Source organism: Agrobacterium sp. Azo12 (assembly GCF_029193765.2).
Taxonomy (GTDB): domain Bacteria; phylum Pseudomonadota; class Alphaproteobacteria; order Rhizobiales; family Rhizobiaceae; genus Agrobacterium.
The window spans coordinates 2,702,970-2,728,981 of the sequence record NZ_JARFYO020000001.1 but is presented as its reverse complement, the minus strand read 5'-3'; the positions used below and the strand labels follow the sequence as shown (position 1 = coordinate 2,728,981).

Genomic DNA, 26,012 nt, shown 5'->3' with positions numbered 1-26,012 from the left:
ATGAAATTGCGAGATCTGTCCGGAACAGAGTTTCCGGAACTGAACGAAGTTATGCGCTCCACTCTCGGAGAGCTTGAAATCAAATCCCTCACGGCCGACAGCCGTAAGATGGAGCCGGGCGGTTTATTTGTCGCTCTTGCTGGCTCCAAGGCAGATGGCGCAGCCTTTATCAATGATGCTGTTGCCAAGGGTGCATCCCTTATTCTGTCCGGTCATCCGGCTGATGCGCCCGTGCCGGTTCTGGCTGTTTCCAATCCTCGCCGTTATCTATCGCTGGCAGCCTCCCGTTTTTACGGTGCACAGCCACAGACCATGGTGGCTGTTACCGGTACTGCTGGCAAAACCTCGGTTGCGTCCTTTACACGTCAGATCTGGGCTGCAGCCGGTTATGCGGCAGCGCAGATCGGCACGACTGGCGTTATTTCGCCTAGCCGTTCCGATTATGGTTCGCTGACAACGCCGGATCCCGTGTCGCTGCATGCGCTGCTGGCTGAACTGGCTGGCGAAGGTGTAACCCACGCTGCAATGGAAGCATCCAGCCATGGTCTCGACCAGCACCGTCTCGACGGCGTGAAGCTGGTTGCCGGTGCCTTCACCAATCTCGGCCGTGATCATATGGATTACCATCCGACGATGGAAAACTATATGGCTGCCAAGATGCGGCTGTTTAGCGAGTTGCTCGAAAAGGGCCAGCCTGCGGTTATTTTCTCTGACGATCCGTGGTCGCAACATGCCATCAAGGCTGCTGAAAGTGCGGGTCTTGATGTGCGCACCGTTGGCCGCAAGGGTAACTTCCTGACGTTGAAGCGCGTTGAACATTTCCGCCACAAGCAGATGATCGAAATTCATCATCAGGGCGAAATTTTCGAAGTCGATATTCCGCTGGCCGGTGATTTTCAGGTCGCCAATGCGCTGGTGTCGGCTGGTCTGGCGATCTCGACCGGCGTTCCGGTTGCTGTTGCGCTGCGCGCACTGGAAAAGCTGGTGGGCGCGGCTGGTCGCCTTGAACTCGTCGGTCATGCAAAAAATGGCGCGCTTGCCTATGTGGATTATGCCCATAAACCCGACGCGCTTGAAAACGTGCTGACCTCGGTGCGGCCGTTCACCTCTGGCCGCATTGTCGTAGTGTTTGGTTGCGGTGGTGACCGCGACAAGGGCAAGCGCCCGATCATGGGTGAGGTTGCCTCACGCCTTTCGGATGTGGTGATCGTGACCGACGATAACCCGCGCTCGGAAGTGCCCGAAACAATTCGTTCCGAAATCATGGCAGCGGCTCCCGGCGCGCTGGAAATTGCTGACCGCGCTCAGGCCATTCGCCACGCCGTGGCGATGCTGGAAAGTGGCGACACGTTGATCGTTGCTGGCAAGGGTCATGAAGAGGGACAGATCGTCGGAACGACGGTGCTGCCATTCTCGGACCATCAACAGGTGCGCAGTGCATTGGAGGAGACGTCGCTTTGAACTGGTTATGGACAGTGCAGGAATTGATTTCGGTTATGTCGGGACGGCCGGTCGGCAATTTGCCACTGGGCATAACCGGCATTTCCATCGACAGCCGCACGGTCAAACCCGGCGAAGCCTTCTTTGCGATCAAGGGCGACCGGGTAGACGGGCATGATTATGCCAGCTTTGCGGTTGCCAATGGCGCCGGATTGCTTGTTATCAGCGAGGCGAAGCTGCCGGCGCTCGGCCGTCTGACTGTGCCAATGATCGTGGTGGAAGACGTGCTGGCTGCTCTGGTCAAGCTCGGCATTGCGGCGCGTGCCAGAAGCCAGGCCAAGATCATTGCTGTGACGGGTTCGGTCGGCAAGACCACAACCAAGGAAATCCTGCGCCAGATACTTGAGCCATCGGGTAAGGTACATGCCGCCGTTGCCTCGTTCAACAATCACTGGGGCGTGCCTTTGACCCTGGCGCGCATGCCTGCCGATTGTGATTTCGGCGTATTTGAAGTCGGCATGAATCATCCTGGCGAAATTCGTCCGCTGGTGAAGTTAGTGCGTCCGCATGTGGCAACCATCACCACCATTGCTGCGGCCCATTTGGGCAACTTCCGTGACCTAGAAGAAATTGCGGCCGCCAAGGCCGAAATTTTTGAGGGCGTTGAGCCCGGTGGTGCGGTTGTTCTCAACCGTGACAACTCGCAGTTCGATTTTCTTGAGGAAGCCGCCCAGAGGGCTGGTGTCGAACACATCTACACATTCGGTCAGCACGCCAAGGCGGATTTCCGTCTGGCCGATTATGAAAACACCCCTAGCGGTTCGACACTATGGGCGATCATCAATGGCGAAACCCGCGAATTGCGTATCGGTGCGCCGGGTCGCCATATTGCCGACAACGCCATGGCGGCACTGGGTGTGGCGCTGTTGTGTGGCGCTGATCTCGAAAATGCCGTTTCTGCGCTTCGTCGCCTAGAAGCCGTCAAGGGTCGTGGACAGCGCCACCGCCTGACGGTTGGTGATGGTTCCTTCGTGTTGATTGACGAGAGCTACAATGCTAACCCCGCTTCGATGAGGGCAGCCATTGCGGTTCTTGCAACCGTCGACGCCAAGGCGCAGGGCAGACGTGTTGCCGTGTTGGGCGACATGCTGGAAATGGGCGAGTTTTCTGCGCAGGTGCATGAAGATCTTGCTGGTCCCTTGCTTGCGGCAGGCATTGAAAATGTCTGGCTGGCTGGCGAAGCCATGGCGCATCTGCGCGACGCACTGCCTGACAGTGTCAACGTCTTCTGGTTTGAGACCACGCAGGAATTGAATGAATTCGTCGCCAGTGCGGTGCAGCCGGGCGACATTCTGATGCTAAAATCGTCTCTTGGTATTGGTTTCGGCAAGATCGTCGCAGCTTTGCTTGACAAGCATTCGCCATTCCCCGACACGGAACCCCAAAACTAAAACTGCCTTGCTGAAAGGGCAATTATGCTGATCTGGCTTGTCGAACTGGCTGACCATATTCAAATTTTCAACCTGTTCAGGTACATCACCTTCCGTGCCGGTGCGGCCATGTTTACCTCCGCACTGATCGTCTTCATTTTCGGACCTTCGATCATCGCCTCGTTGCGTGTCAGGCAGGGCAAGGGTCAGCCGATCCGCGCCGATGGTCCGCAGACCCATTTCAAGAAGGCGGGAACGCCGACCATGGGCGGCCTGATGATCCTGGCCGGTATTCTCGGCGGCTCTCTGCTGTGGGGTGACCTGTCCAACGTTTACGTGGTCAGTGTGTTGATGGTGACGCTTGGATTTGGCGCCATAGGTTTCTACGACGATTACCTGAAGGTGACCAAGCAAAGCGACAAGGGTTTTTCCGGCAAGGCGCGTCTGGGCATTGAATTTGTCATCGCAGCGATTGCCGTGTTCTTCATGATGAAAATGTCGCTGGCATCCAGCCCGCACAACCCGACACTCGGTACCTCGATCGCGTTTCCGTTCTTCAAGGAATTCGTGCTCAACATCGGCTACTTCTTTGTGCTGTTTGGTGCATTCGTGATTGTTGGCGCCGGTAACGCGGTCAACCTGACCGATGGTCTCGATGGTCTCGCCATCGTGCCGGTAATGATTGCTGCTGCAACCTTCGGCGTGATTGCCTATCTGGTTGGTAATGCCGTTTTTGCAAACTACCTGCAGATCAATTTCGTGCCGGGCACGGGTGAGCTTGGCGTTATCGTTGGTGCGGTTATTGGTGCCGGTCTCGGCTTCCTGTGGTTCAATGCACCACCTGCCGCTATCTTCATGGGTGACACCGGTTCGCTGGCACTGGGTGGCTTGATCGGTTCTGTGGCTGTTGCCACCAAACACGAGATTGTCATGGTCATCGTTGGTGGCCTGTTTGTTATGGAAACCCTGTCGGTCATCATCCAGGTATTCTGGTTCAAGCAGACCGGCCGTCGTGTGTTCCTGATGGCACCAATCCACCACCACTTCGAAAAAAAGGGCTGGACCGAAAGTCAGGTCGTTATTCGCTTCTGGATCATTGCCGTTGGCCTTGCCATGCTCGGCCTTGCCACACTGAAATTGAGGTGATGGCATGATCCCTGTTACGGTTTTTAAAGGTCGCAAGGTCGCCCTGTTCGGTCTGGGCGGTTCCGGCCTTGCCACCGCAAAGGCGCTGGTTGCTGGCGGGGCTGATGTCGTTGCCTATGACGACAATCCCGACAGCACAGCCAAGGCGGCGGCCGAAGGCATAACCGTTGCGGATCTCAGAACTGTTCATTGGCCGTCTTTGGCGGCCTTTGTTCTTGCTCCCGGCGTGCCGTTGACACACCCCAAACCGCACTGGACGGTTGAGCTGGCGCGCGCTGCCGGTGTCGAAATCATTGGCGATGTGGAACTGTTCGTGCGTGAGCGCCGGGCGCATTCGCCCGATTGCCCATTCATTGCCATCACCGGTACCAATGGCAAATCGACCACCACGGCATTGATCGCCCATATTCTGCGTGCGAGCGGCCGTGACACGCAGCTTGGCGGCAATATCGGGACCGCCGTGCTGACGCTCGATCCGCCAAAGGCTGAACGTTACTACGTCGTGGAGTGCTCTTCCTACCAGATCGATCTTACTCCGACGCTAAACCCGACGGCCGGTCTTCTCCTCAACCTGACACCCGATCACCTCGACCGTCATGGCACCATGCAGCATTATGGTGAAGTAAAAGAGCGGCTGGTTGCTGGCAGCAATACCGCCGTTATCGGGGTTGATGACAGTTACTGCGCATTGATAGCCGACCGGGTTGAACGGGCTGGTGTCAAGGTGCAGCGCATTTCCAAACGCAATGTGGTGGCCGAAGGGCTTTATGCGCAGGACAGCCAGATCATGCTGGCGCAGGGTGGAACGTCGTCGCTGTTTGTCGATCTTGATGGCATTCAGACATTGCGCGGCAGTCACAATGCGCAGAATGCGGCAGCTGCAATTGCGGCCTGCCTTGCCGTCGGCGTAAGTGCCGATGACATTCGTGCAGGCTTGAAGACATTCCCCGGCCTCAAGCATCGCATGCAGCCCGTGGCGCGCCGCGGGTCCGTTTCCTTTATCAATGACAGCAAGGCAACCAATGCCGATGCGGCAGCACCGGCACTGTCGAGCTATGATCGCATCTATTGGATTGCCGGTGGCCTGCCGAAATCCGGTGGCATCTCCAGCCTGTCCAGCCTGTTTCCGCGCATCGCAAAAGCCTACCTGATTGGTGAGGCGGCGGCCGAATTTGCCGCGACGCTGGGCGATACGGTTCCTTATGAAATTTCAGGCACTCTGGATAAAGCTGTCGAACACGCTGCTTCAGATGCGCAAAAAGACGAAAATACCGGCAATGTCGTGATGTTATCACCGGCTTGCGCAAGCTTCGACCAGTATAAGAACTTTGAAGTACGTGGTGATGCGTTCGTTGCACATGTCGCTGCTCTTGACGGCGTGACAATGCTGATTGGTTCTGGAAAGGGAAACTGACGCTATGGTAAGCCGTATTGACCGAGGTCCGGTTGCCGAATGGTTCTGGACCATTGACCGATTTTTCCTGGCCGCGTTCATTGCGCTGATGGGTATCGGCCTGATGCTTTCCTTCGCCGCATCTCCGGCGGTGGCTGAGCGTATTGGTCTCACCAGCTTCTTTTTCGTTGAACGACACGCGGTATTCATCCTGCCGTCGATTGCAATCATGGTCGGCCTGTCCTTCCTGTCGCCGCGTCAAATCCGCCGCGTCGCGATCATCATGTTGATTGCGTCGCTGCTGATGATGATTTTTGCGCTGTTCTTTGGCATGGAAGTGAAGGGTGCGCGCCGCTGGATTTCCGTAGGCACATTTTCGATCCAGCCGTCCGAATTCATGAAGCCGGCCTTTGTGGTGGTCTGCGCATGGCTGTTTGCTGAACGGGCACGCCATCCGGAAATTCCAGGTAACCTGTTTGCCATCATCACCTTCGGTGTTGTTGCAGCTCTTCTGATTGCCCAGCCTGACTTTGGTCAGACGATCCTGACCAGCGCGGTGTGGGGCGGCATGTTCTTCATGGCCGGCGTTCCATGGCTGTGGATCATCCTGCTTGGCGGTCTGGGTGTTGCTGGTTTCATATCGGCCTATTTCGTTTTCCCGCACGTGGCCGGTCGTATCGACCGCTTTTTGACCGGTGAGGGTGACACGTTCCAGGTGGATACCGCCCGTGAGGCGATCATTCGCGGGAACTGGTTCGGTCAGGGCCCGGGTGAAGGCGTGGTTAAGCGCATCATCCCGGACAGCCATACCGACTTTATCTTTTCCGTTGCAGCGGAAGAATTCGGTATTCTGTTCTGCATGGTTCTGGTGGTAATTTTTGCCTTCATCGTGCTGCGCGGTCTGTCGCATGCCTTTAAGGAAAAAGACGATTTCGCCCGCTTTGCGGTGGCTGGTCTTGTCTTGCAGATCGGCATTCAGTCGATGATCAACATCGGCGTTAATCTTGAACTCATGCCTGCAAAGGGTATGACATTGCCGCTGATCTCCTATGGTGGTTCATCGATGATGGCAATCAGCGTCACCGCCGGTTTCCTTCTGGCATTGACGCGCCACAGGCCGGAAAAGCGTGCGCAGGAGCGCAGCTTTTTCCGCGTAGGGGCAGTGCCCGCGGAGTAATATGAATGAACAAAGGTATTGTGCTGCTTGCCGCCGGGGGAACCGGCGGTCATGTGTTTCCGGCAGAGGCTCTGGCTTATGAGCTGAAAGCGCGTGGCTATCAGGTGCATCTGGTCACCGACAGCCGCGCTGAACGCTATGCCGGCAAGTTTCCAGCCGATGAAATCCATGTCGTGCCATCTGCGACGATCGGTTCGAAAAATCCGATTGCGGTGGCACGTTCACTGTTGAAGCTGTGGACCGGTCTTCGCGCGGCACGCCGCCTCATCACGAAACTGAAGCCTGTGGCCGTGGTTGGCTTTGGTGGTTACCCCACCGTTCCGCCACTGCTCGCCTCTACCGGCCTTGGCGTTCCATCGATGCTGCATGAGCAGAATGCCGTGATGGGCCGCGCCAACAAGGCGCTGGCAAAACGCGTTAAGGCAATTGCCGGTGGTTTCCTGCCGTCGGATCGTGGGGAATATGCCAACAAGACCGTAGCAACCGGTAATCCGGTTCGTCCGGCGGTGCTTGAGGCTGCCAATGTTGCCTATGACCCTTCAGAAAACACCGAGCAGTTCAAGCTTGTTGTGTTTGGCGGAAGCCAGGGTGCGCAGTTTTTCTCTGCCGCCATTCCGGCTGCCATTTGCCTATTGGGGGATGAGAAGCGTTCACGCCTTTCAGTGACCCAGCAGGCACGCCCGGAAGACAAGGACAACGTCATTGCCGCCTATGCCAAGCTTGGCGTGCAGGCGGATGTCTCGCCATTTTTCGGCGACATGGCCGAAAGGATCGGCGCTGCCCATCTGGTGATCAGCCGGTCAGGTGCTTCAACCGTATCGGAACTGTCGGTGATTGGCCGGCCTTCGGTGCTGGTGCCTTATCCGCATGCGCTTGATCATGATCAGGCCGCCAATGCTGCCGCACTTGCTGGTGCCGGTGGTGCAAGTGTCATCAAGCAATCCGAACTTTCTCCGCAGAAGCTGTCGACCATTTTGGCAGACGCGCTGATACAACCGGAGCGGCTGGCTACGACGGCCGCTGCTGCCAAGGCAACCGGCAAACCGCATGCGGCCTCGGTTCTCGCCGATATGGTGGAAACGCTTGCGCAGGGTGGTTCCATTGCCGAATTTAAAAAGAAAATTGAAGGAGAGCATCCATGAAGATGCCAAAAGCCATAGGTCTTGTTCATTTCATCGGTATCGGTGGCATTGGCATGAGCGGCATTGCCGAGGTGCTGCATAATCTCGGCCACAAGGTTCAGGGTTCTGACCAGTCAGACAGCGCCAATGTGCAGCGTCTGCGCGAAAAGGGCATCGATGTTTTTGTCGGTCACACCGCTGAAAACCTTGGCGAAGCCGAAGTGGTCGTGGTTTCCACTGCGATCAAGAAGAACAATCCGGAATTGATTGCTGCCCGCGAAAAACATCTGCCGATCGTGCGTCGTGCAGAAATGCTGGCCGAGCTGATGCGCTTCCGTAATGCAATCGCCATTGGCGGTACGCATGGCAAGACCACGACCACATCGATGGTTGCGACGCTGCTGGAAGCCGGTGAGCTGGACCCGACCGTGATCAATGGCGGCATCATCAATGCTTACGGCACCAATGCCCGTATGGGGGAAGGTGAGTGGATGGTTGTCGAGGCTGACGAGTCTGACGGCACATTCCTGAAACTGCCGGCCGATGTGGCCGTGGTGACCAATATCGATCCGGAGCATCTCGATCACTATGGTGATTTTGATGCGGTACGTGCGGCTTTCCGCCAGTTCGTGGAAAATGTGCCGTTTTACGGTTTTGGCGTCATGTGCCTAGACCATCCTGAAGTGCAGGCGCTGGTGGGCAGGATCGAAGACCGCAAGGTTGTCACCTATGGTGAAAACCCGCAGGCCGACGTGCGTTTCTCCAATGTTCGCATTGATGGCACGCGTTCGATTTTCGACGTTGAAATCCGCCGTCGCCGCACCGGCAAGATCTTTACCTTCAAGGATCTCGTTCTGCCAATGCCAGGCCGTCACAATGTGTCGAATGCCTGCGCGGCTATTGCCGTTGCCAATCGTCTTGGTATTTCGGAAGAAAACATCAAGAAGGGTCTTGCGTCGTTTGGCGGTGTCAAGCGTCGCTTCACGCTGACAGGCACCTGGAACGACGTTCAGGTGTTCGATGACTACGGTCATCACCCGGTGGAAATCAAGGCAGTGCTCAGAGCTGCGCGTGAAGCCTGCAAGGGCCGTATCATTGCCGTGCACCAACCGCACCGCTACAGCCGTCTTTCCAGCCTGTTTGATGACTTTGCGCATTGCTTCAATGATGCAGACACGATTATCCTTGCACCGGTTTATGCGGCGGGCGAAGATCCAATCGAAGGCGCAAACTCCGAAGCTCTGATTTCGGCCATCAAGGCGGCAGGACATCGTGATGCGCGGTTTTTGCCTTCCAAGGACGAACTTGCCAAATTGATCGCAGGCATTGCGAATCCCGGTGATTTCGTGGTTCTGTTGGGTGCTGGTAATATTACGCAATGGGCGGCGTCGCTGCCTTCTGAACTGGAAAGCATATCAGGAAAGTCTGCATGAAACAGGTGGATGGGGTTAAGCTGCTGGGAAGGCTCGGCGAGGGAGTGAATGAACTGCGTGGACGCCTGACGCCGGATGCGCCGATGGACCGCGTTACGTGGTTCCGGGCAGGTGGTCTTGCGGAGCTTATGTTCCAGCCTCACGATGTGGATGATCTCGTTACCTTCCTGAAACTGCTGCCGGAAGATGTGCCGCTGACGGTTGTTGGCGTTGGCTCCAACCTGTTGGTGCGTGACGGTGGCATTCCTGGTGTTGTCGTGCGTCTTTCCGCCAAGGGTTTTGGTGATCTTGAACTGGCCGGCGAAAACCGCATTCGCGCTGGTGCTATTTGCCCGGACAAGCATATTGCCGCGATGGCCATGGACAATGGTATCGGTGGTTTCCACTTCTATTACGGCATTCCCGGTTCAATCGGTGGTGCGCTGCGCATGAATGCCGGTGCCAATGGCGGCGAAACCCGCGAGCGCGTTGTGGAAGTGCGTGCCGTCGACCGTCAGGGCAATATCCACACGCTGTCGAATGAGGAGATGGGTTACACCTATCGCCACTCCAGCGCCTCGGAAGGCCTGATCTTTGTGGATGCGCTTTTCGAAGGCTATCCTGAAGACAGAGCAAAAATTCGTGCAGACATGGATGCCGTGCGTCTTCATCGTGAGACTGTTCAGCCGATCCGCGAAAAGACTGGTGGTTCGACCTTCAAAAACCCAGAAGGCCATTCGGCATGGGAGTTGATTGACGAGGCTGGTGGCCGTGGCCTGGTAATCGGTGGCGCGCAGATGTCGTCGCTGCACTGCAACTTCATGATCAATACCGGCAACGCGACCGGCTATGATCTGGAATATCTCGGCGAGACCATTCGCCGCCGCGTGCGGGAGCACTCCGGCATTCAGCTGGAATGGGAAATCAAGCGCCTTGGCCTGTTCATGCCGGGCCGTGAAGTTGAGCCCTTCCTCGGTGGCTGATGCGGCCTGACGCAAAAGCTTTCAATATTTTAAGAACGGCCGGGTTTATCACCCGGCCGTTTTGTTTGTGGGGAGAGGGGGTGTCTTGCCGGTGCCGTGTATTGATGTTGTCGTGACATCGCTCTGGCTCATGCGATGAATAAGCAAAGAAAAAGCCCGCGGAGTCAGCGACTTCGCGGGCTTTGTTGTCAGTTTGATTCAGGATCAGACTTCGTTCTTGCGTGACAGCAAAATGCAGGCCAGCGTGATGACCGCTGCGGCGCAGAGGTAATAACCGACATAGGCCATGCCGTAGTTCACCTGCAGCCATGTGGCGATGTATGGTGCAAGCGAGGCACCGAAGATACCGGCCATGTTGAAGGTGATCGACGAGCCTGTATAGCGCACGGTTGTCGGGAACGGTGCTGCAAGTGCAGTGCCGATCAGACCGTAGGTCATGCCCATCAGTGCCATGGCGAGAGCTGCAAAGAGGAAGATCGAGCCTTCGCCACCGCTCATCAGGCCGGGCAGCAGGAACGAGAATGCGCCAATCAGCACGGTCGTCAGGATCAGGATTTCACGACGGCCGAAACGCTCTGCGAGCTTTCCAGCGAACGGAATGAAGATACCAAACACGATAGAGCCGAGGATCTGCACTTCCAGAGCGTCAAGGAACGGGATTTTCAGTACCTTGACGTTGTAGGACAGCAAGTAGGCGGTACCGATGTAGAACAGCACGAATGTTGCCAGAGCAACGAATGTGCCGAGCGCCAGGCTGCGCTTGTGGTGGCGGAACAGTTCAGCAACCGGAACGGCAACGCGCTCTTCCTGATCGATCGCCTTCTGGAAGGCCGGTGTTTCGGTGATCGACAGGCGAACCCACAGACCAACGGCAATCAGAATGATCGATGCAACGAACGGAATGCGCCAACCCCAGCTCAGCAGGGCTTCCTGCGACATGAAGTGCAGCAGAATCCAGAACACGCCAGAAGAGAGCAGCAGGCCGATTGGCGCGCCAAGCTGCGGGAACATGCCGTACCAGCTACGCTTGCCTGGAGGTGCATTTTCCGTTGCCAGAAGCACGGCACCACCCCATTCACCGCCAAGACCAAAGCCCTGACCGAAACGGCACAGCGCCAGAAGCAACGGCGCAATGATGCCAGCAGTCTCATAGGACGGCAGCAAGCCGATAATGACGGTGGAGATACCCATGGTCAGAAGTGCGGCAACAAGCGTTGTCTTGCGGCCGACACGGTCGCCGTAGTGACCGAATACAACGGCGCCCAGTGGACGTGCGAAAAACGCGATGGAGAACGTGGCAAAAGAAGCCAGCAGTGCCGTCATCGGGTCATTGTTCGGGAAGAATAGCGTTGGAAACACGAGAACTGCGGCTGTCGCATAGACGTAAAAGTCGAAGAACTCGATGGTCGTGCCGACCACGCTGGCAGTAAGAACTCGTGCAGGCGAATTTGTCTTTACATCGTTCGGAGTGTCAGCGGTCGGCGATACACGGGATATCGCGTCGGTCATTGTGTTGGTTCCATTGTATCAAAGCGCCGTGCGGCCTTGCGGGCACAGACACATACGCTTCAAGTGTTGAGATCGCCTTGAACGGCGAGATTGCGTTAACGCAATTTTTGCAAATATGGAATGCTGCAAGCGCAATAAAATTTAAAATAGCATTGTTTTTTGATCATATAAGCGTTTTTGCAAGGCTTTTATGGTGTTCCTGGAGGTGTTTTGTGGTCGGAAAAGCTCGTTTGAAAGGCGAAAATAACGCCTCAATGTTGCGCTGCAAAATTTGCGGATGCTGTCGGGTTCATCCATGAGTTGTGGATAAGCCTGAATCTTAACGGTTTGAGGCTTGCCTGTTAACGATTGTCCTGAAGCGAAACACGGTCTCATTTTTGCTTTTTTTGACCCAGACATATTGCATTTAGTGCAACTCTCTGATTCTAAGGCATTAATCCGAACATTGAATGATTCATGTTTAAAAAACCGCATGGAAGGTGCGCTGGTTAACGAAAGTAAACGCTTCATTAACCTTAATGGCTCTTAAGTGGTTCAGTGGATGGTACTGAGAGAATCAGTGCCGGAATTTGGGCGTAAGGCGGTCGTTAGTGGCGTCAGAGAAACGTTTGATGTCGGGGATTTAAATGAGCGGCAAACATATCGCTGTCCTTATGGGTGGTTTTTCATCGGAGCGGCCGGTCAGCCTTTCTTCAGGTGAGGCCTGTGCGCTTGCTCTTGAAGCCGAAGGCTATGAGGTCACTCGCGTCGACGTCGATCGCGACGTTTCGGCCGTGCTGTCACGCCTTAATCCTGATGTTGTCTTTAATGCTCTTCACGGCCCGTTCGGCGAAGACGGCACCATTCAGGGCATTCTTGAGTATCTGCAAATTCCTTACACCGGTTCCGGTGTGCTTGCGTCTGCGCTTGCCATGGATAAGGGGCAGGCCAAGAAAGTTGCTGCCGCTGCTGGCGTGCCGGTTGCCCAAGCTCGCCTGATGAACCGTTTTGATTTCACAAATGAACACCCGCTGGCGCCGCCTTATGTCGTCAAGCCTGTTCGTGAAGGCTCCAGTTTCGGAGTTGTGATCGTCAAAGAGGATCAATCCCATCCTCCGCAGGTCCTGACGTCATCTGAATGGCGTTACAGTGATGCGGTGATGGTTGAACGTTATATTCCCGGTCGTGAGCTGACCTGTGGTGTCATGGGCGATCGTGCGCTTGGTGTCACTGAGGTGGTGCCGGTTGGACACAGCTTCTACGATTATGATGCGAAGTATGCTGCAGGTGGCTCGAAACATGTCATCCCTGCAGAAATTTCACCGAAAATTTACCAAAAAATACAATCATTGGCTCTTATGGCGCACCGGGCAATCGGGTGCCGTGGAGTGAGCCGGTCAGACTTTCGTTACGATGACCGTCTGTCTGAGGATGGTGAGATTATCTGGCTTGAGGTCAATACTCAGCCTGGCATGACGCCAACCTCTCTCGTGCCGGAAATGGCAGCTCATGATGGTTTAACGTTTGGTCAATTCGTCCGCTGGATGGTGGAGGACGCTTCGTGTTCGCGATGATCGGTGGCAAAAAAGCAAACAGACGCCGGGTGGAGCAGTTCGCTCCTGCCGCTGACGAGCGCATCGTGCTGCCTCGTCCGCTGCGTCGCGTCGTGCGCTTTTGTGTCAGCCTCGCAACGGGCCGCGTCAATATTCCCGCGCACACAGGCACGATTTCCGCAGTCGCATTTTTTGCTGCCACCGGTCTCTACGGCATGTCGCTTGGTGGCCACACCCAGACCGTTGCGCAGGCAACCACATCTGCTGCCGGTTTTGCCATCGAAGACGTCAAGGTTTCCGGCAACGCGCAGACCTCCGAAATCGATATCCTGCAGCTGCTCGGCCTCGACGGTACGACCTCGCTTGTTGCTATGGATGTCAACACAGCGCGCCGCCGCCTGGCTGATCTGCCGTGGGTGGAAGATGTTGATGTGCGCAAGATCTATCCGCGCACCATCGAGATCCGTCTCAAGGAGCGCGATGCATTCGGTATCTGGCAGCACGGTTCCGAGTTGTCGCTTATCGAAAAGAACGGCAGCGTGATTGCGCCGCTGCGTGATAACAAATTTGCAGCCCTGCCGCTGTTCGTTGGTCGTGACGCTGAAACCGGCGCTGCGAGCTTCATGGAGCAGCTGGACGCTTGGCCGGAAATTCGCAGCAAGGTCAAGGCCTACGTTCGCATCTCCGGTCGTCGCTGGGACCTGCACCTGAACAACGGCATCATCATCAAGCTGCCGGAAGTCAATGTCGCCAAGGCCTTGCATTTGCTGTCGCGTCTCGATGCTGAACAGCAGGTTATGTCACGCGACATCGCAGCAATCGATTTGCGGCTTTCCGACCGCACCACCATTCAGTTGACACAAGCCGCAACCGAGCGCCGTGAGGCCGCCGTTACGGCACGTGAAAAGGCGCTCAAGAAAGCGGGGAACATATGAGCTTTTTCGGTTCTTCCCATTTTGGACTGCCGCGCCTTAAACCGCTTTCTTCCAAGCGGTCACATGTCGTTTCCGTGCTGGATATCGGCTCGACCAAGATCGTCTGCATGATCGGTCGTCTGACGCCACGTCAGGAAACCGAAGTGTTGCCTGGTCGTACCCACAAGGTTGAGATCATCGGCATTGGCCACCAGCGTTCGCGCGGTGTGAAGTCCGGTGTCATCGCCGATCTGGATGCCGTTGAAGGCGTCGTTCGTCTGGCTGTCGATGCAGCCGAGCGTATGGCAGGCCTGACAGTCGACAGCCTGATCGTCAACGTATCGGCCGGCCGTCTGGCCAGCGACATCTATACCGCAAGCATTGATCTGGGTGGCCAGGAAGTTGAAGCAGGCGATCTGCGCAAGGTTCTCATTGCCGCCAGCCAGCAGTCGCTGCGTCAGGATCGTGCAATCCTGCACTCCCTGCCAACGGGTTACTCGCTGGATGGCGAGCGTGGCATCCGTGACCCGCTGTCGATGTATGGTGATCTTCTCGGCGTCGACATGCATGTTGTCACCGCAGAACGTTCGGCGCTGAAAAATCTCGAATTGTGCGTCAACCGCGCTCACCTGTCGGTCGAGGGCATGGTTGCGACCCCTTACGCAAGTGGTCTTGCTGCACTGGTTGACGATGAAGTCGAACTGGGTTGCGCAGCCATCGATATGGGCGGCGGCACCACGACGATTTCGGTATTCGCTGAAGGCCGCCTCATTCACACCGACGCAATCGGTCTTGGTGGCCACCACGTCACCACCGATCTGGCACGCGGCCTGTCGACCCGCATCGAGGACGCCGAGCGTCTGAAGGTGGTTCACGGTTCTGCCCTGGCCAATGGTGCAGACGAACGTGACATGATTTCGATCCCGCCAATCGGCGAGGATGACCGCGATCAACCGTCACAGGTTTCCCGCGCTCTGGTCACGCGCATCGTGCGTGCCCGTATCGAAGAAACCCTGGAACTGATTCGTGACCGGATCCAGAAGTCCGGTTTCAGCCCGATTGTCGGCAAGCGCGTTGTTCTGACCGGTGGCGCAAGCCAGCTAACCGGTCTGCCGGAAACGGCGCGCCGCATTCTGGCCCGTAACGTGCGTATTGGTCGTCCGCTTGGTGTTTCCGGTCTGCCGGTTGCAGCCAAGGGTCCGGCATTTTCGACGGCGGTTGGCCTGATGATTTATCCGCAGATCGCGGACGCGGAAGTACATGCCGCACAAGGCGGGCTGTTTTCTCCGTTCGGCACAAGTGGCGGACGGATTGCCCGGGTAGGGCAGTGGTTGAAAGAAAGTTTTTGACCTGAACCGGCGTGGTGCCGGAGCAGGTGTGTAACGAGTTGTAATGAATCGGCCAGCGTGGCGATGCGGCCTAGACAAAGAAGGAATGTGACAATGACGATACAGCTGCATAAGCCTGATATCACCGAGTTGAAGCCTCGCATCACCGTATTCGGTGTTGGTGGCGGTGGTGGCAACGCCGTAAACAACATGATCTCGGCTGGTCTTCAGGGCGTTGATTTTGTTGTGGCTAACACGGACGCACAGGCCCTGACGATGACCAAGGCCGAACGCATCATTCAGATGGGCGTTCAGGTTACTGAAGGTCTCGGCGCTGGTTCGCAGCCGGAAGTCGGTCGCGCTGCTGCTGAAGAGTGCATCGATGAAATCGTCGATCACCTCAACGGAACACACATGTGCTTTGTTACTGCCGGTATGGGCGGTGGCACCGGTACGGGTGCAGCTCCTGTCGTCGCACAGGCTGCTCGCAACAAGGGCATTCTGACGGTTGGCGTTGTGACCAAGCCGTTCCACTTTGAAGGCCAGCGCCGTATGCGCCTTGCCGAACAGGGCATTCAGGAGCTTCAGAAGTCGGTCGACACGCTGATCGTCATTCCAAACCAGAACCTGTTCCGCATCGCCAACGACAAGACCACCTTTGCGGATGCCTTCGCAATGGCCGACCAGGTTCTCTATTCGGGCGTTGCCTGCATCACCGACCTGATGGTGAAGGAAGGTCTTATCAACCTCGACTTCGCTGACGTTCGTTCTGTCATGCGCGAAATGGGCCGTGCGATGATGGGTACGGGTGAAGCTTCCGGCGAAGGCCGCGCAATGCAGGCTGCTGAAGCTGCTATTGCCAACCCGCTGCTGGACGAAACCTCCATGAAGGGTGCACAGGGCCTGCTGATCTCCATCACCGGTGGTCGCGACATGACCCTGTTCGAAGTGGACGAAGCTGCGACCCGTATTCGCGAAGAAGTCGACCCGGATGCAAACATCATCCTCGGCGCGACCTTCGACGAAGCGCTCGAAGGCCTCATCCGCGTGTCTGTTGTTGCGACCGGTATCGACCGCGTTGCAGGCCAGAACGACCAGTACCTGGCGCAGGCCGCTGCTGCAAAGCCCCTTATCCGTCCTTCGGCGGCCGTTGCTTCGGCTCCGGCCGCAGTTCAGCCTGCCCCCGTCATGCAGGCCCCTAAGGCGATTGACCCAATCGCACAGACCATCCGTACGGCTGAAGTCGAAATGGAACGCGAATTGGCTCTGGCAGCTGCTGAACAACAGCTGCGCCAGGCACAGGCAGAAGCTGAATTCCGCCCGCAGAGCAAGCTGTTTGCTTCTGCTCCGGTTGAAGCTCCAGCACCTGCACCTGTTCGTCAGGCTCCAGTTCAGGCCGCACCTGCACCACAGGCCCACTACGCACCTGAGCCAGTTGCCGCACCACGCATGCAGCAGCCACAGGCACCTGTGCACCATGAACCAGTTGCAGCGGCACCTCGCCATGTAGAGCCGGTTCGCATGCCAAAGATCGAGGACTTTCCTCCGGTCGTGAAGGCTGAAATGGACCACCGCACTGCGCATCCGGCATCGACGGTTCCGGAAGAGCGTGGCCCGATGGGTCTGTTGAAGCGCATCACCAACTCGCTGGGACGTCGTGAAGAAGACGACAACGTTCCTTCCGAGTTGATGGACGCACCATCGCTTGCTCCACAGCAGCGCCGTCAGCTTTCCGCTGAGGCAAGCCTGTACGCACCGCGTCGTGGCCAGCTCGATAATCAGGGTCGTGTCACACCGCAGGCTGCAAGCTCGCACGAAGACGACCAGTTGGAAATTCCGGCGTTCCTGCGCCGTCAGTCGAACTGATCAGATGCGATTCTTCTAAACATCAAACCCGGACCGAAAGGCCCGGGTTTTTTGTTACAAACTGTTTCCAAATGTGAAGAAAGATGTTGATTTATCAATTTCTTAAACTTGTAACAATGCGAAAGAAACAGTGATTTGTTATGTGGCCTGACCATACGTATGTATGACTGCAAGTTGTGAGGAAAACCGTATGTTTCCTCAATTTGGAATTGGGGAGCGGAACCCCTGACGTTTTCGGTTCCCGTTAGACAAGGCACATGTGAATGAGTATCGAATTGCTTGGTTTTCAAACGACTATCGCCGCTGCTGCGCAGATTTCCGGTATTGGCGTTCATTCGGGCAATCCGGTTTCCATGACCTTCCATCCGGCTGAAGCCGGTACCGGCATTGTTTTCCAGCGTCATCACGACAACGGCAATATCACCGAGATCAAGGCTGTTTCCGCCAATGTCGGCAACACCGATCTCTGCACGGTGCTTGGCCGCTCGCAGACACAGTCCATTGCCACCATCGAACACGTCATGGCCGCGATCTATGCGCTTGGCCTCGACAATCTGATCGTTGAAGTTGATGGTCCCGAAGCGCCGATCATGGATGGCAGCTCGTTCCCGTTCATCGAAGCTATCGAGCAGGTTGGCATCGTCAATCTCGGCGTAAAGCGCCGTTATATCCGCGTTTTGAAGCCGGTTCGTATCGACGCCGGTTCATCCTGGGCTGAGTTCCGTCCATACAACGGCACGCGGTTCGAAGTTGAGATCGACTTTGATACGCCGCTGATCGGCCGTCAGACTTGGGCTGGCGATCTGACTGCAGAAACCTTTACCAAGGAACTGTCTCGCGCCCGTACTTTCGGTTTCATGCGTGATGTGGAGCGTCTGTGGGCGGCCGGTTATGCACTCGGTTCGTCGCTTGAGAACTCCGTAGTGATTTCCGATGACCACACTGTCATCAATATGGAAGGCCTGCGTTACGAGAAGGACGAGTTCGTTCGTCACAAGACGCTGGACGCTGTTGGGGATCTGGCACTGGCCGGTGCGCAGTTCATTGGCTGCTACCGTTCCTACCGTGGTGGCCACAAGGTCAACGCCAATGCGCTCAAGGCGCTGCTCAGCGATCCGACCGCCTATGAAATTGTCGAGGCTCCGGTTTCCCGCAGCCAGCGCGTGCGCGCCGCCGAGTTTGTCCGCGTCAATGTTGCTGACGTGTCGCCTTGGTCTGCCTGATTTCGTGATTGAAAATTTTGAAAGCCGCGTCCTCTGGATGCGGCTTTTTTCTATGAAAATGCATAGCACTGTTCACATTTTATCCGCTTGGTGGAACCAGTCGCGACTCAGAAGCGACGACAAGAAAATGTGCAGGTGAGAGAATAAAACGCGGCGTCTTTTGACCTGAAAAACAGGAAATATTCGTCCTCGTCAAAGTGGTACGCCATAAAAATGCGTTAATGCGTCATCATTGCGTTGCTCTACCGACGCTTTTATGGCTAGAAACGCCAGTGCAAAGCTGATGTTGATGTATTTGCGCGAAATGGGATCTGTATAATGAAGCATGTAGGGTCTGGTGCAATGAATAGAACGGTTCGGGTCGCGCTTGTATCGATGTTGCTGGCCGGGGCTGCAACGCTTGTGACCGCATGCCAGTCGGACCCAGATATCGACATCACCAAACTTGGTTTCGAAAGCGAATCGGCTGAGACGCTCTACAAGCAGGGTCTCGCCAACATGAACTCCGGCAACATGACCGAAGCATCGCGCAAGTTCGAAGCGATTGACAAACAACATCCGTTTACGGAATGGGGCCGCAAGGCACTGGTGATGCAGACATTCGTCAGCACCCGTATGAACCGTAACGAGCAAGCCATTGCAGCAGGCAACCGTTACCTCAAGCAATATCCGCGTTCTGAAGATTCTGCTTACGTTCAGTATCTGGTCGGCCTGGCTTATTCCAAGCAGATCGTTGACGTGACGCAGGACCAGCGCGCTGCTGCACGCACCATCGAAGCGATGTCCAAGGTGGTCAACGATTATCCGAATTCGGAATATGTCAGCGATGCGCAGGCGAAGATCCGCTTTGCACGCGACCAGCTGGCTGGCAAGGAAATGCAGGTCGGCCGTTATTACCTTGAGCGCAAGGAATATCTGGCCGCCATCAAGCGCTTCCGCGTTGTGGTCGAGACATATCCAAACACCAACCAGATCGAAGAAGCCTTGGCGCGTCTGACCGAATCCTATTATGCAATGGGTCTGACGGACGAAGCACAGACCGCCGCTGCGGTTCTGGGCAACAACTATCCAGACAGCCAATGGTATGCCGATTCGTTCAAGCTGTTGCAGTCCGGGGGACTTCAGCCACGCGAGAACAAGGGATCGTGGATTTCCAAGGCTGGCCTCAAGCTTCTTGGCGTTTGATCTGAGGGTGTAACCCATGCTCACGCAGTTATCGATCCGGGATATCGTCCTGATTGAACGGCTCGATCTTGCGTTCGAGGCGGGCCTGTCGGTGCTGACTGGTGAAACGGGCGCCGGTAAATCTATTCTTCTTGACAGTCTGTCTCTTGCCCTTGGTGGCCGAGGGGACGGTGGCCTCGTGCGTCATGGTGAGGATAAGGGGCAGGTGACTGCCACCTTCGAACTGGCAAACGACCATCCGGCACGCCTTCTGTTGCGTGAAAACGGCCTTGACGATGACGGCGATCTGATTTTCCGCCGCGTACAATCCGCTGATGGCCGCACCAAAGCCTATGTCAATGATCAGGCAGTCAGCGTGCAGATGATGCGCCAGCTGGGCGTGCTGCTGGTCGAGATACACGGCCAACATGATGACCGCGCGCTAGTCGACACAGATGCGCACCGCGCGCTTCTCGATGCCTTTGCAGGCTTGAGTGACGAGGCCTTGTCGCTACAGGGACTTTACCGCAAATGGAAAGATGCCGAACGCGGTTTGAAAGTGCACCGCGCCAAGGTGGAAGCGGCGGCCCGTGAGGCTGAATTTTTGCGATCGTCTGTCGAAGAGCTTGAAAAGCTCTCGCCGCAGGACGGCGAGGAAGACGATCTGGCTGAACGCCGCGCCGTCATGCAGAAGTCTGAGCGCATTGCCGGTGACATTGCCGAAGCCAGCGAATTTTTGAATGGCAACGCGTCGCCTGTGCCGATGATCGCATCGATGATGCGTCGTCTGGAGCGCAAGAGCCACGAAGCACCGGGTCTTTTGGAAGATACGGTGCAGTTGCTGGATGCAGCGCTGGACAACCTTTCCAATGCGCAGACTGAAGTGGAGGCCGCGCTGCGCCGCACGGAGTTTGATCCGCGTGAGCTGGAGCGTGTTGAAGAGCGGTTGTTTTCGCTGCGTGCAGCGGGTCGCAAATATTCCGTGCCGGTGATCGAGCTGCCTGCCTTGGCCGAAAAGATGGTGGCTGACCTTGCAGAGCTTGATGCCGGTGAGGAAACGCTGGCAAGGCTCGAAGCAAATCTGCATCTGGTAAAGGCCGATTTCGATCAGGCTGCCGTTGCGCTGTCGCACAAGCGGCACACTGCAGCCAGCGCGCTGTCGGACGCTGTCATGGCAGAACTGCCGGCCCTCAAGCTGGAACGCGCCCGTTTTAGCGTTGAAGTCACGACCGATGCCGAGGCGGCGACGGCCGAGGGTATCGACGTGGTTGAATTCCACGTGCAGACCAACCCCGGCACACGGCCAGGGCCGATCATGAAGGTCGCGTCGGGCGGTGAGCTTTCGCGCTTCCTGCTGGCTCTCAAGGTTGCTCTCGCAGATCGTGGTTCTGCTCCAACACTGGTATTCGATGAAATCGATACCGGCGTGGGCGGTGCAGTTGCTGATGCGATTGGCCAGCGTCTTCGCAGATTGTCAAAGACCGTTCAGGTTCTGTCGGTTACCCATGCCCCGCAGGTGGCGGCACGTGCGGCGACGCATCTGCTGATCTCCAAGGGGCCGACCGGTGATGGCACCGAGCGGATTGCCACCAAGGTGGCAACGATGGAACCGCAGCACCGCACCGAGGAAATCGCCCGTATGCTGGCGGGTGCCTCTGTTACGGATGAGGCGAGGGCAGCTGCAGCCCGTCTTCTGGCTGCCAAGGACTAAGAGCGACCAGCGTCATCAAACAGGCCCTACAGGGCCCGTATCTTCCTGAGCGCATCGATATTGTGACGGTGAACATCTTCGTAATCGGCGTGATAGACAATTGCACCCTCAGCAAGTTCTAGGCCCACAAATTCTTTCAGCGTTTGTTTGTCGGCCAGTGCCAGGCCATGCGGGCCAGTCAGGCGTTCCAGATAGGCTCGGTTGGCGTCAATCAGCTCCGGTGCATAACCGCCTTTGGCGATACGCTGCTCAAGGCCATGATTGGGAAGAATTCTGGCGATTGGCCATTGGCGCAGACGCTTCAGTTCTTCGATATGGGTGGCGATATGTTCCGGCTCCGAGACATAGGTCACGGTGTCTTCCAGCGTGTCGCCCGCAAACAGGATTTTTTCGTCGGACAGCCACAGCACATTGCCATCGGCGCTGTGAATATCGAAGTGGTGCATCTCCACGAGCCGTTTGCCGATCTGAAGGCTGAGCGTGGTCTCAAAGGTGCGTGTCGGCATGATCACAGGAGAAATCGACGGATTGCGCTTGGCAAGCGCCTCACGGTTTTTCGCCATGGTGTCTGCGGTAAAGGCCAGCGCAATGATCTCGCAATCGGCAAACACCTCGTTTCCGGCAATATGGTCGGTGTGCCAGTGGCTGAGCACGACCGTGATTTTGCTGACATCAAGGCTTTGCAGATGGTTGCGGATGAAACGGGCGTGATCAAGCGACATATGCGTATCATAAACCAGCGCATGGCCTTCTGAGACGATGGCATAGGAGGCGGTGCCCAGCGTGTAGGCGCCGTCATCCAGCCAGTTCGGCTCCGGCGAATAAAGGCGCTTGTTCATTCGGCCATCGTAATAGGCATAGATGTCTGGATAGGGTTGCAGGATGCGCATCGTGTCCGTGCTGATGGTCATCGTCTTGCTCATGCTGAAATTACCCTTGTTAACGTGCTGTCGCGACGACGATGCCTGAGCCGATCATGACGCCGCCAGCGGTGCGATTGACCCGCCGTACGATGTGAGGTTGGCGTAACAGGCTGCGAGCCCGCACGGCAAGTGCCACATGGCCACTGATCACGACAATCTCTACCGCAATGACGATGGCTGCAAGTGCCGCAAGGTGATCCAGCGTCAGGGATGCGCCAACCACGTTGGGAAGCAGAGCCACATAAAACAGCGGCATTTTCGGGTTGCCGAGGTTTAGGGCAATACCGGCCATGAAAACCGGCAGCAGGCCACGCTGGCTGGCTGTTGGCTGCAACTGTGGAACGACAGGCTCTGCTGTCCACAGTCTGATGCCCATCCACACCAGATAGGCGGCACCAGCATAACGCAGAACGGTCATCACCATGCTCATTTCACTGGCAATGATGGAAAGGCCAAAGGCGGCCAAAGTCAAAAACATCAGAATGCCGACAACGGTGCCTGCACCATAGGCGAAACCGGATGCCGCGCCATGGGTGATGGTGCGAGCGATGATGGTCATATTGTCGGGGCCGGGACTGGCTGCAAACCCAAAAAATGCGGCGGCGAAGGCGAGAAGCGTGGTAAATTCCATTGGTGTCTCCGGTTCTGTATCGATCCGGATTTTCAGGATAATCTATTCCTGTGTTTTGCAAAGCGATGGTTTTGCATGCCGAAATAATTCGCTAAAAGCGTTGCAGATTCATGCGCGAGGCATCCATGGCAAACGAACTGACCCCGGTTGATAAATTGACCGAACTTGAGGCTTCTTCCGAGCTTGCCTATCTCGCTGCAGAGGTCGCGCGGCATGATGCGCTTTATCATGGCAAGGATGCGCCGGAGATTTCCGATGCGGACTATGATGCGCTCAAGCGCCGTAACGATGCGATAGAGGTAGCGTTTCCGACACTGGTGCGGGCTGACAGCCCATCGAGAAAGGTCGGTTTTGCGCCACTGCCGACATTTGCGCCGATTGTGCATGCGCGGCCGATGCTGTCGCTCGACAACGTGTTTTCCGACGAAGATGTGCAGGACTTTATTGCTTCGGTTTATCGTTTTCTCGGCAGGCTGCCGGATAACTCGATTGCTTTTACCGCTGAGCCAAAGATCGACGGGCTGTCCATGTCGATCCGCTATGAAAACGGCAGGCTGAAATCGGCGGCCACCCGTGGTGACGGCACAACCGGTGAAAATGTCACAGCCAACATTCTGACCATTTCTGAAATTCCCAACACGCTTCCTGCTGGTGCACCTGATGTGATTGAGGTGCGTGGCGAAGTCTATATGGCCAAGAGCGACTTTCTGGCGCTCAACGCCCAGATGGAGGCCGAAGGCAAACAAACCTATGTGAACCCGCGCAACACGGCGTCCGGATCACTGCGCCAGCTTGATGCGAAGGTAACGGCGGCACGCAAGTTGCGGTTCTTTGCCTACGCGCTGGGTGAGGTTTCCAATGGCGGGCAGGCGACGCGTTTATCCGACACACAATATGGCATCGTCGAGAAATTCAGGGAGTGGAAATTCCCCGTCAATCCGCTGATGCGTCGAATCAATTCCATTGAGCAACTGCTTGAGCATTATCGTGAAATCGGCGTCGAACGTCCCAATCTCGATTATGATATCGATGGCGTGGTCTACAAGGTAGACAGTCTGGATCTGCAGGAGCGTCTGGGCTTTCGCTCACGTAGTCCACGCTGGGCAACCGCCCATAAATTCCCGGCAGAACAGGCTTTCACCATTGTCGAGGGCATCGATATTCAGGTTGGTCGCACGGGCGCGTTGACGCCGGTGGCGCGCCTGACCCCGGTGACGGTGGGTGGTGTGGTTGTGACCAACGCCACGCTGCACAACGCGGATTACATCGAAGGTATCGGCAATAGCGGCGAACGTATCCGCCCGGTCGGGCATGATATCCGTGTCGGCGACACCGTTATCGTGCAGCGCGCCGGCGATGTCATTCCGCAGGTGCTGGACATCATCCCTGAGAAACGGGCTGCGGATGCGGCGCCTTACGAGTTTCCGCAGACCTGCCCGGTGTGCAAAAGCCACGCGGTGCGGGAACGCAATGAAAAGACTGGCAAGCTCGATTCGGTGACCCGTTGTACCGGCGGTTTCGTTTGCCGCGCGCAGGCGGTGGAGCATCTGAAACATTTCGTGTCACGCAACGCCTTCGACATTGAAGGGCTTGGCACCAAGCAGATCGATTTCTTCTTTGAAAGCGAAGACCCGACGCTGTGGATCAAAACGGCGCCTGACATTTTCACACTGAAAAAACGTCAGGAAGGGTCTCACCTGACCAAGCTAGAGAATATCGACGGTTTCGGCAAGGTCAGCGTCAAGAAGCTGTTCGATGCCATTGATGCGCGTCGTGAAATCGACCTGCACCGCCTGATCTTTGCGCTTGGCATTCGCCATGTCGGTGAAACCACGGCAAAGCTGCTAGCGCGGTCTTATGGCACTTACCAACATTTCGAGGAGGCGATGAAGGCCGCGGCTCCCTTGACGGGTGAGGCATGGGCCGAGCTCAACAGCATTGATGGTATTGGCGAGGTTGTCGCCCGTTCGATTGTCGAGTTCTATAAGGAACCGCGCAATCTGAAGGTGATCGACGAGCTGATTGCCGAGCTGCAGCCCAAGGAGGCCGAAAAGCCATCGACCGAGGGCAGTCCCGTGGCCGGCAAGACGGTGGTGTTTACCGGCTCGCTGGAAAAGTTTACCCGCGATGAGGCCAAAGCCCGCGCAGAAGGCCTTGGTGCGAAGGTGGCAGGTTCGGTATCGAAAAAGACCGATATTCTGGTGGCTGGCCCCGGTGCCGGTTCCAAGCTCGCAAAGGCTGTCGAGCTTGGTATCCAGACCATGGATGAGGATGAGTGGCTGGCGCTGATTGGTGGCTGAGCGGCGAGCGCCGCTGCGACCATGTCAGTCAGGGCAGCGGCATTGTCTTCAACTGCGCAGGCGCGCCATCATATAGGCATCGACATATTCGCCGTTGCGAAAGGCGTATTGCCTAAGGATGCCCTCGTGCTGAAAGCCGAATTTTTCGTAGAGATGAATTCCGGCCGTATTGTCAGTGAAGACGCTGAGTTCAATACGGCGGATATCATGCCAGTTGTCGGCAGCGTCAATCAGGGCTGATAACAGGACCGAGCCGACGCCCTTGCCAGCGAAATCATCGTGAATGCCAATGCCAAGCGAAGCTGCGTGCAGCTGCCGGCCCACCTTGCGGTGAAGGCCGGCATTGCCAATGATCCTGCCGCGCCATTCTGCCAGAACCGTGATGTCGTTAGGGGAGGCGCTTTCAATGAATTTGCGGGTTTTCTCAACGCTTTGAAATGGTTGCCGCAAGGTGCCATGGCGAACGCCGGGCAGGTTCATGATTTCGGTGATCGCAGCCGCATCATCCAGACGGGTTGCCCGTACCGTGATGTCGGAACGGTCGAAATCAGCATAGTCAAGGTTTTGGTTTTGGGCTGGCGGCATGCCTGTTCTCCTATTTTGGGACCGGAGAGCAGGTGTTTCATCAACCCTGCTCTTTTTGGCAGGGCTGGATGGATGATCGGTTTAACGCGTCAACAATCCTTTGCCCGCCGGGGTACCGGTGGTCACGATGTTGAGCATCGCGATGGTTGCGTTTTTGATCATGGCGTGAAAATGCGTGGCATATGCCTTGATGTCAATGCTGTTTCCCGGAGTGGTTTCATCCG

The 26,012-nt window shown here is 56.4% G+C and carries 20 protein-coding genes; 16 read left to right on the top strand and 4 right to left on the bottom strand.

All coding sequences use genetic code 11. The features are described 5' to 3' along the window. The 8 genes from PYL13_RS13090 to murB are packed head-to-tail and all read left to right on the top strand — an operon-like array spanning position 1 to position 10,102. Complete coding sequence (locus PYL13_RS13090) at positions 1-1,461, top strand: UDP-N-acetylmuramoyl-L-alanyl-D-glutamate--2,6-diaminopimelate ligase (RefSeq protein WP_275641626.1); 1,461 nt, start codon at positions 1-3, stop codon at positions 1,459-1,461. Continuing rightward, positions 1,458-2,891 carry a UDP-N-acetylmuramoylalanyl-D-glutamyl-2,6-diaminopimelate--D-alanyl-D-alanine ligase gene (locus tag PYL13_RS13085; RefSeq protein ID WP_275641625.1) on the top strand — a complete coding sequence of 478 codons (1,434 nt, stop codon included), beginning with the start codon at positions 1,458-1,460 and terminating at the stop codon, positions 2,889-2,891. Before PYL13_RS13090 ends, PYL13_RS13085 begins: the two co-directional genes overlap by 4 nt. A 24-nt stretch (positions 2,892-2,915) precedes the next feature. Continuing rightward, on the top strand, positions 2,916-4,016 hold the full coding sequence (mraY, locus tag PYL13_RS13080; RefSeq protein ID WP_250981878.1) for a phospho-N-acetylmuramoyl-pentapeptide-transferase: 1,101 nt from the start codon (positions 2,916-2,918) through the stop codon (positions 4,014-4,016). Between the two features lie 4 nt (positions 4,017-4,020). Next, positions 4,021-5,430 carry a UDP-N-acetylmuramoyl-L-alanine--D-glutamate ligase gene (murD, locus tag PYL13_RS13075; RefSeq protein ID WP_275641624.1) on the top strand — a complete coding sequence of 470 codons (1,410 nt, stop codon included), beginning with the start codon at positions 4,021-4,023 and terminating at the stop codon, positions 5,428-5,430. A 4-nt stretch (positions 5,431-5,434) separates the two neighbouring features. Continuing rightward, entirely contained in the window at positions 5,435-6,586 is a 1,152-nt protein-coding gene (gene ftsW / locus PYL13_RS13070) for a putative lipid II flippase FtsW (RefSeq protein ID WP_192488512.1), read from the top strand. Positions 6,587-6,591: 5 nt separating this feature from the next. Beyond that, positions 6,592-7,728 carry an undecaprenyldiphospho-muramoylpentapeptide beta-N-acetylglucosaminyltransferase gene (murG, locus tag PYL13_RS13065; protein ID WP_275641623.1) on the top strand — a complete coding sequence of 379 codons (1,137 nt, stop codon included), beginning with the start codon at positions 6,592-6,594 and terminating at the stop codon, positions 7,726-7,728. Beyond that, positions 7,725-9,140: a UDP-N-acetylmuramate--L-alanine ligase gene (gene murC, locus PYL13_RS13060; RefSeq protein WP_192488514.1), complete on the top strand. Its 1,416-nt coding sequence runs from the start codon at positions 7,725-7,727 to the stop codon at positions 9,138-9,140. The genes murG and murC overlap by 4 nt, the downstream gene beginning before the upstream one ends. Then, the gene (gene murB, locus PYL13_RS13055) at positions 9,137-10,102 is read left to right on the top strand and encodes a UDP-N-acetylmuramate dehydrogenase (RefSeq protein ID WP_250981874.1); all 966 of its coding nucleotides are present in this window, start codon (positions 9,137-9,139) and stop codon (positions 10,100-10,102) included. The genes murC and murB overlap by 4 nt, the downstream gene beginning before the upstream one ends. A gap of 204 nt (positions 10,103-10,306) precedes the next feature. Here murB and PYL13_RS13050 read toward each other — a convergent pair whose 3' ends face one another. After that, the gene (locus PYL13_RS13050) at positions 10,307-11,611 is read right to left on the bottom strand and encodes an MFS transporter (RefSeq protein WP_275641622.1); all 1,305 of its coding nucleotides are present in this window, start codon (positions 11,609-11,611) and stop codon (positions 10,307-10,309) included. A gap of 626 nt (positions 11,612-12,237) precedes the next feature. Between PYL13_RS13050 and PYL13_RS13045 the strand changes: the two genes are divergently transcribed. The 7 genes from PYL13_RS13045 (at position 12,238) to recN (ending at position 21,349) form a co-directional block, all read left to right on the top strand. Continuing rightward, the gene (locus PYL13_RS13045) at positions 12,238-13,164 is read left to right on the top strand and encodes a D-alanine--D-alanine ligase (protein WP_275641621.1); all 927 of its coding nucleotides are present in this window, start codon (positions 12,238-12,240) and stop codon (positions 13,162-13,164) included. Next, positions 13,161-14,078, top strand: coding sequence for a cell division protein FtsQ/DivIB (locus PYL13_RS13040; protein WP_275642032.1), 918 nt, complete (start codon positions 13,161-13,163; stop codon positions 14,076-14,078). The genes PYL13_RS13045 and PYL13_RS13040 overlap by 4 nt, the downstream gene beginning before the upstream one ends. Continuing rightward, positions 14,075-15,406, top strand: coding sequence for a cell division protein FtsA (ftsA, locus tag PYL13_RS13035; protein ID WP_275641620.1), 1,332 nt, complete (start codon positions 14,075-14,077; stop codon positions 15,404-15,406). The genes PYL13_RS13040 and ftsA overlap by 4 nt, the downstream gene beginning before the upstream one ends. 93 nt (positions 15,407-15,499) lie before the next feature. Next, complete coding sequence (ftsZ, locus tag PYL13_RS13030) at positions 15,500-17,251, top strand: cell division protein FtsZ (RefSeq protein ID WP_250981872.1); 1,752 nt, start codon at positions 15,500-15,502, stop codon at positions 17,249-17,251. Positions 17,252-17,514: 263 nt separating this feature from the next. Beyond that, positions 17,515-18,474, top strand: a complete 960-nt coding sequence (lpxC, locus tag PYL13_RS13025) for a UDP-3-O-acyl-N-acetylglucosamine deacetylase (protein WP_275641619.1) — start codon at positions 17,515-17,517, stop codon at positions 18,472-18,474. Positions 18,475-18,792: 318 nt separating this feature from the next. After that, positions 18,793-19,659, top strand: coding sequence for an outer membrane protein assembly factor BamD (locus tag PYL13_RS13020; protein WP_192488522.1), 867 nt, complete (start codon positions 18,793-18,795; stop codon positions 19,657-19,659). A gap of 16 nt (positions 19,660-19,675) precedes the next feature. Then, positions 19,676-21,349: a DNA repair protein RecN gene (gene recN / locus PYL13_RS13015; protein ID WP_275641618.1), complete on the top strand. Its 1,674-nt coding sequence runs from the start codon at positions 19,676-19,678 to the stop codon at positions 21,347-21,349. A 26-nt stretch (positions 21,350-21,375) separates the two neighbouring features. Here the strand turns inward: recN and PYL13_RS13010 are convergent, their stop codons facing one another. Next, positions 21,376-22,272 (bottom strand): MBL fold metallo-hydrolase, encoded by an 897-nt coding sequence (locus tag PYL13_RS13010; protein WP_275641617.1) that lies wholly within the window; start codon positions 22,270-22,272, stop codon positions 21,376-21,378. A 16-nt stretch (positions 22,273-22,288) separates the two neighbouring features. Beyond that, positions 22,289-22,903: a LysE family translocator gene (locus PYL13_RS13005; protein ID WP_275641616.1), complete on the bottom strand. Its 615-nt coding sequence runs from the start codon at positions 22,901-22,903 to the stop codon at positions 22,289-22,291. 125 nt (positions 22,904-23,028) lie between these two features. On the opposite strand from PYL13_RS13005, the gene ligA reads away from it, so the two are divergent. After that, positions 23,029-25,203, top strand: a complete 2,175-nt coding sequence (ligA, locus tag PYL13_RS13000; protein ID WP_275641615.1) for an NAD-dependent DNA ligase LigA — start codon at positions 23,029-23,031, stop codon at positions 25,201-25,203. A 48-nt stretch (positions 25,204-25,251) separates the two neighbouring features. Here the strand turns inward: ligA and PYL13_RS12995 are convergent, their stop codons facing one another. Continuing rightward, the gene (locus PYL13_RS12995) at positions 25,252-25,788 is read right to left on the bottom strand and encodes a GNAT family N-acetyltransferase (protein WP_275641614.1); all 537 of its coding nucleotides are present in this window, start codon (positions 25,786-25,788) and stop codon (positions 25,252-25,254) included. Between the last annotated feature and the right edge of the window lie 224 nt (positions 25,789-26,012).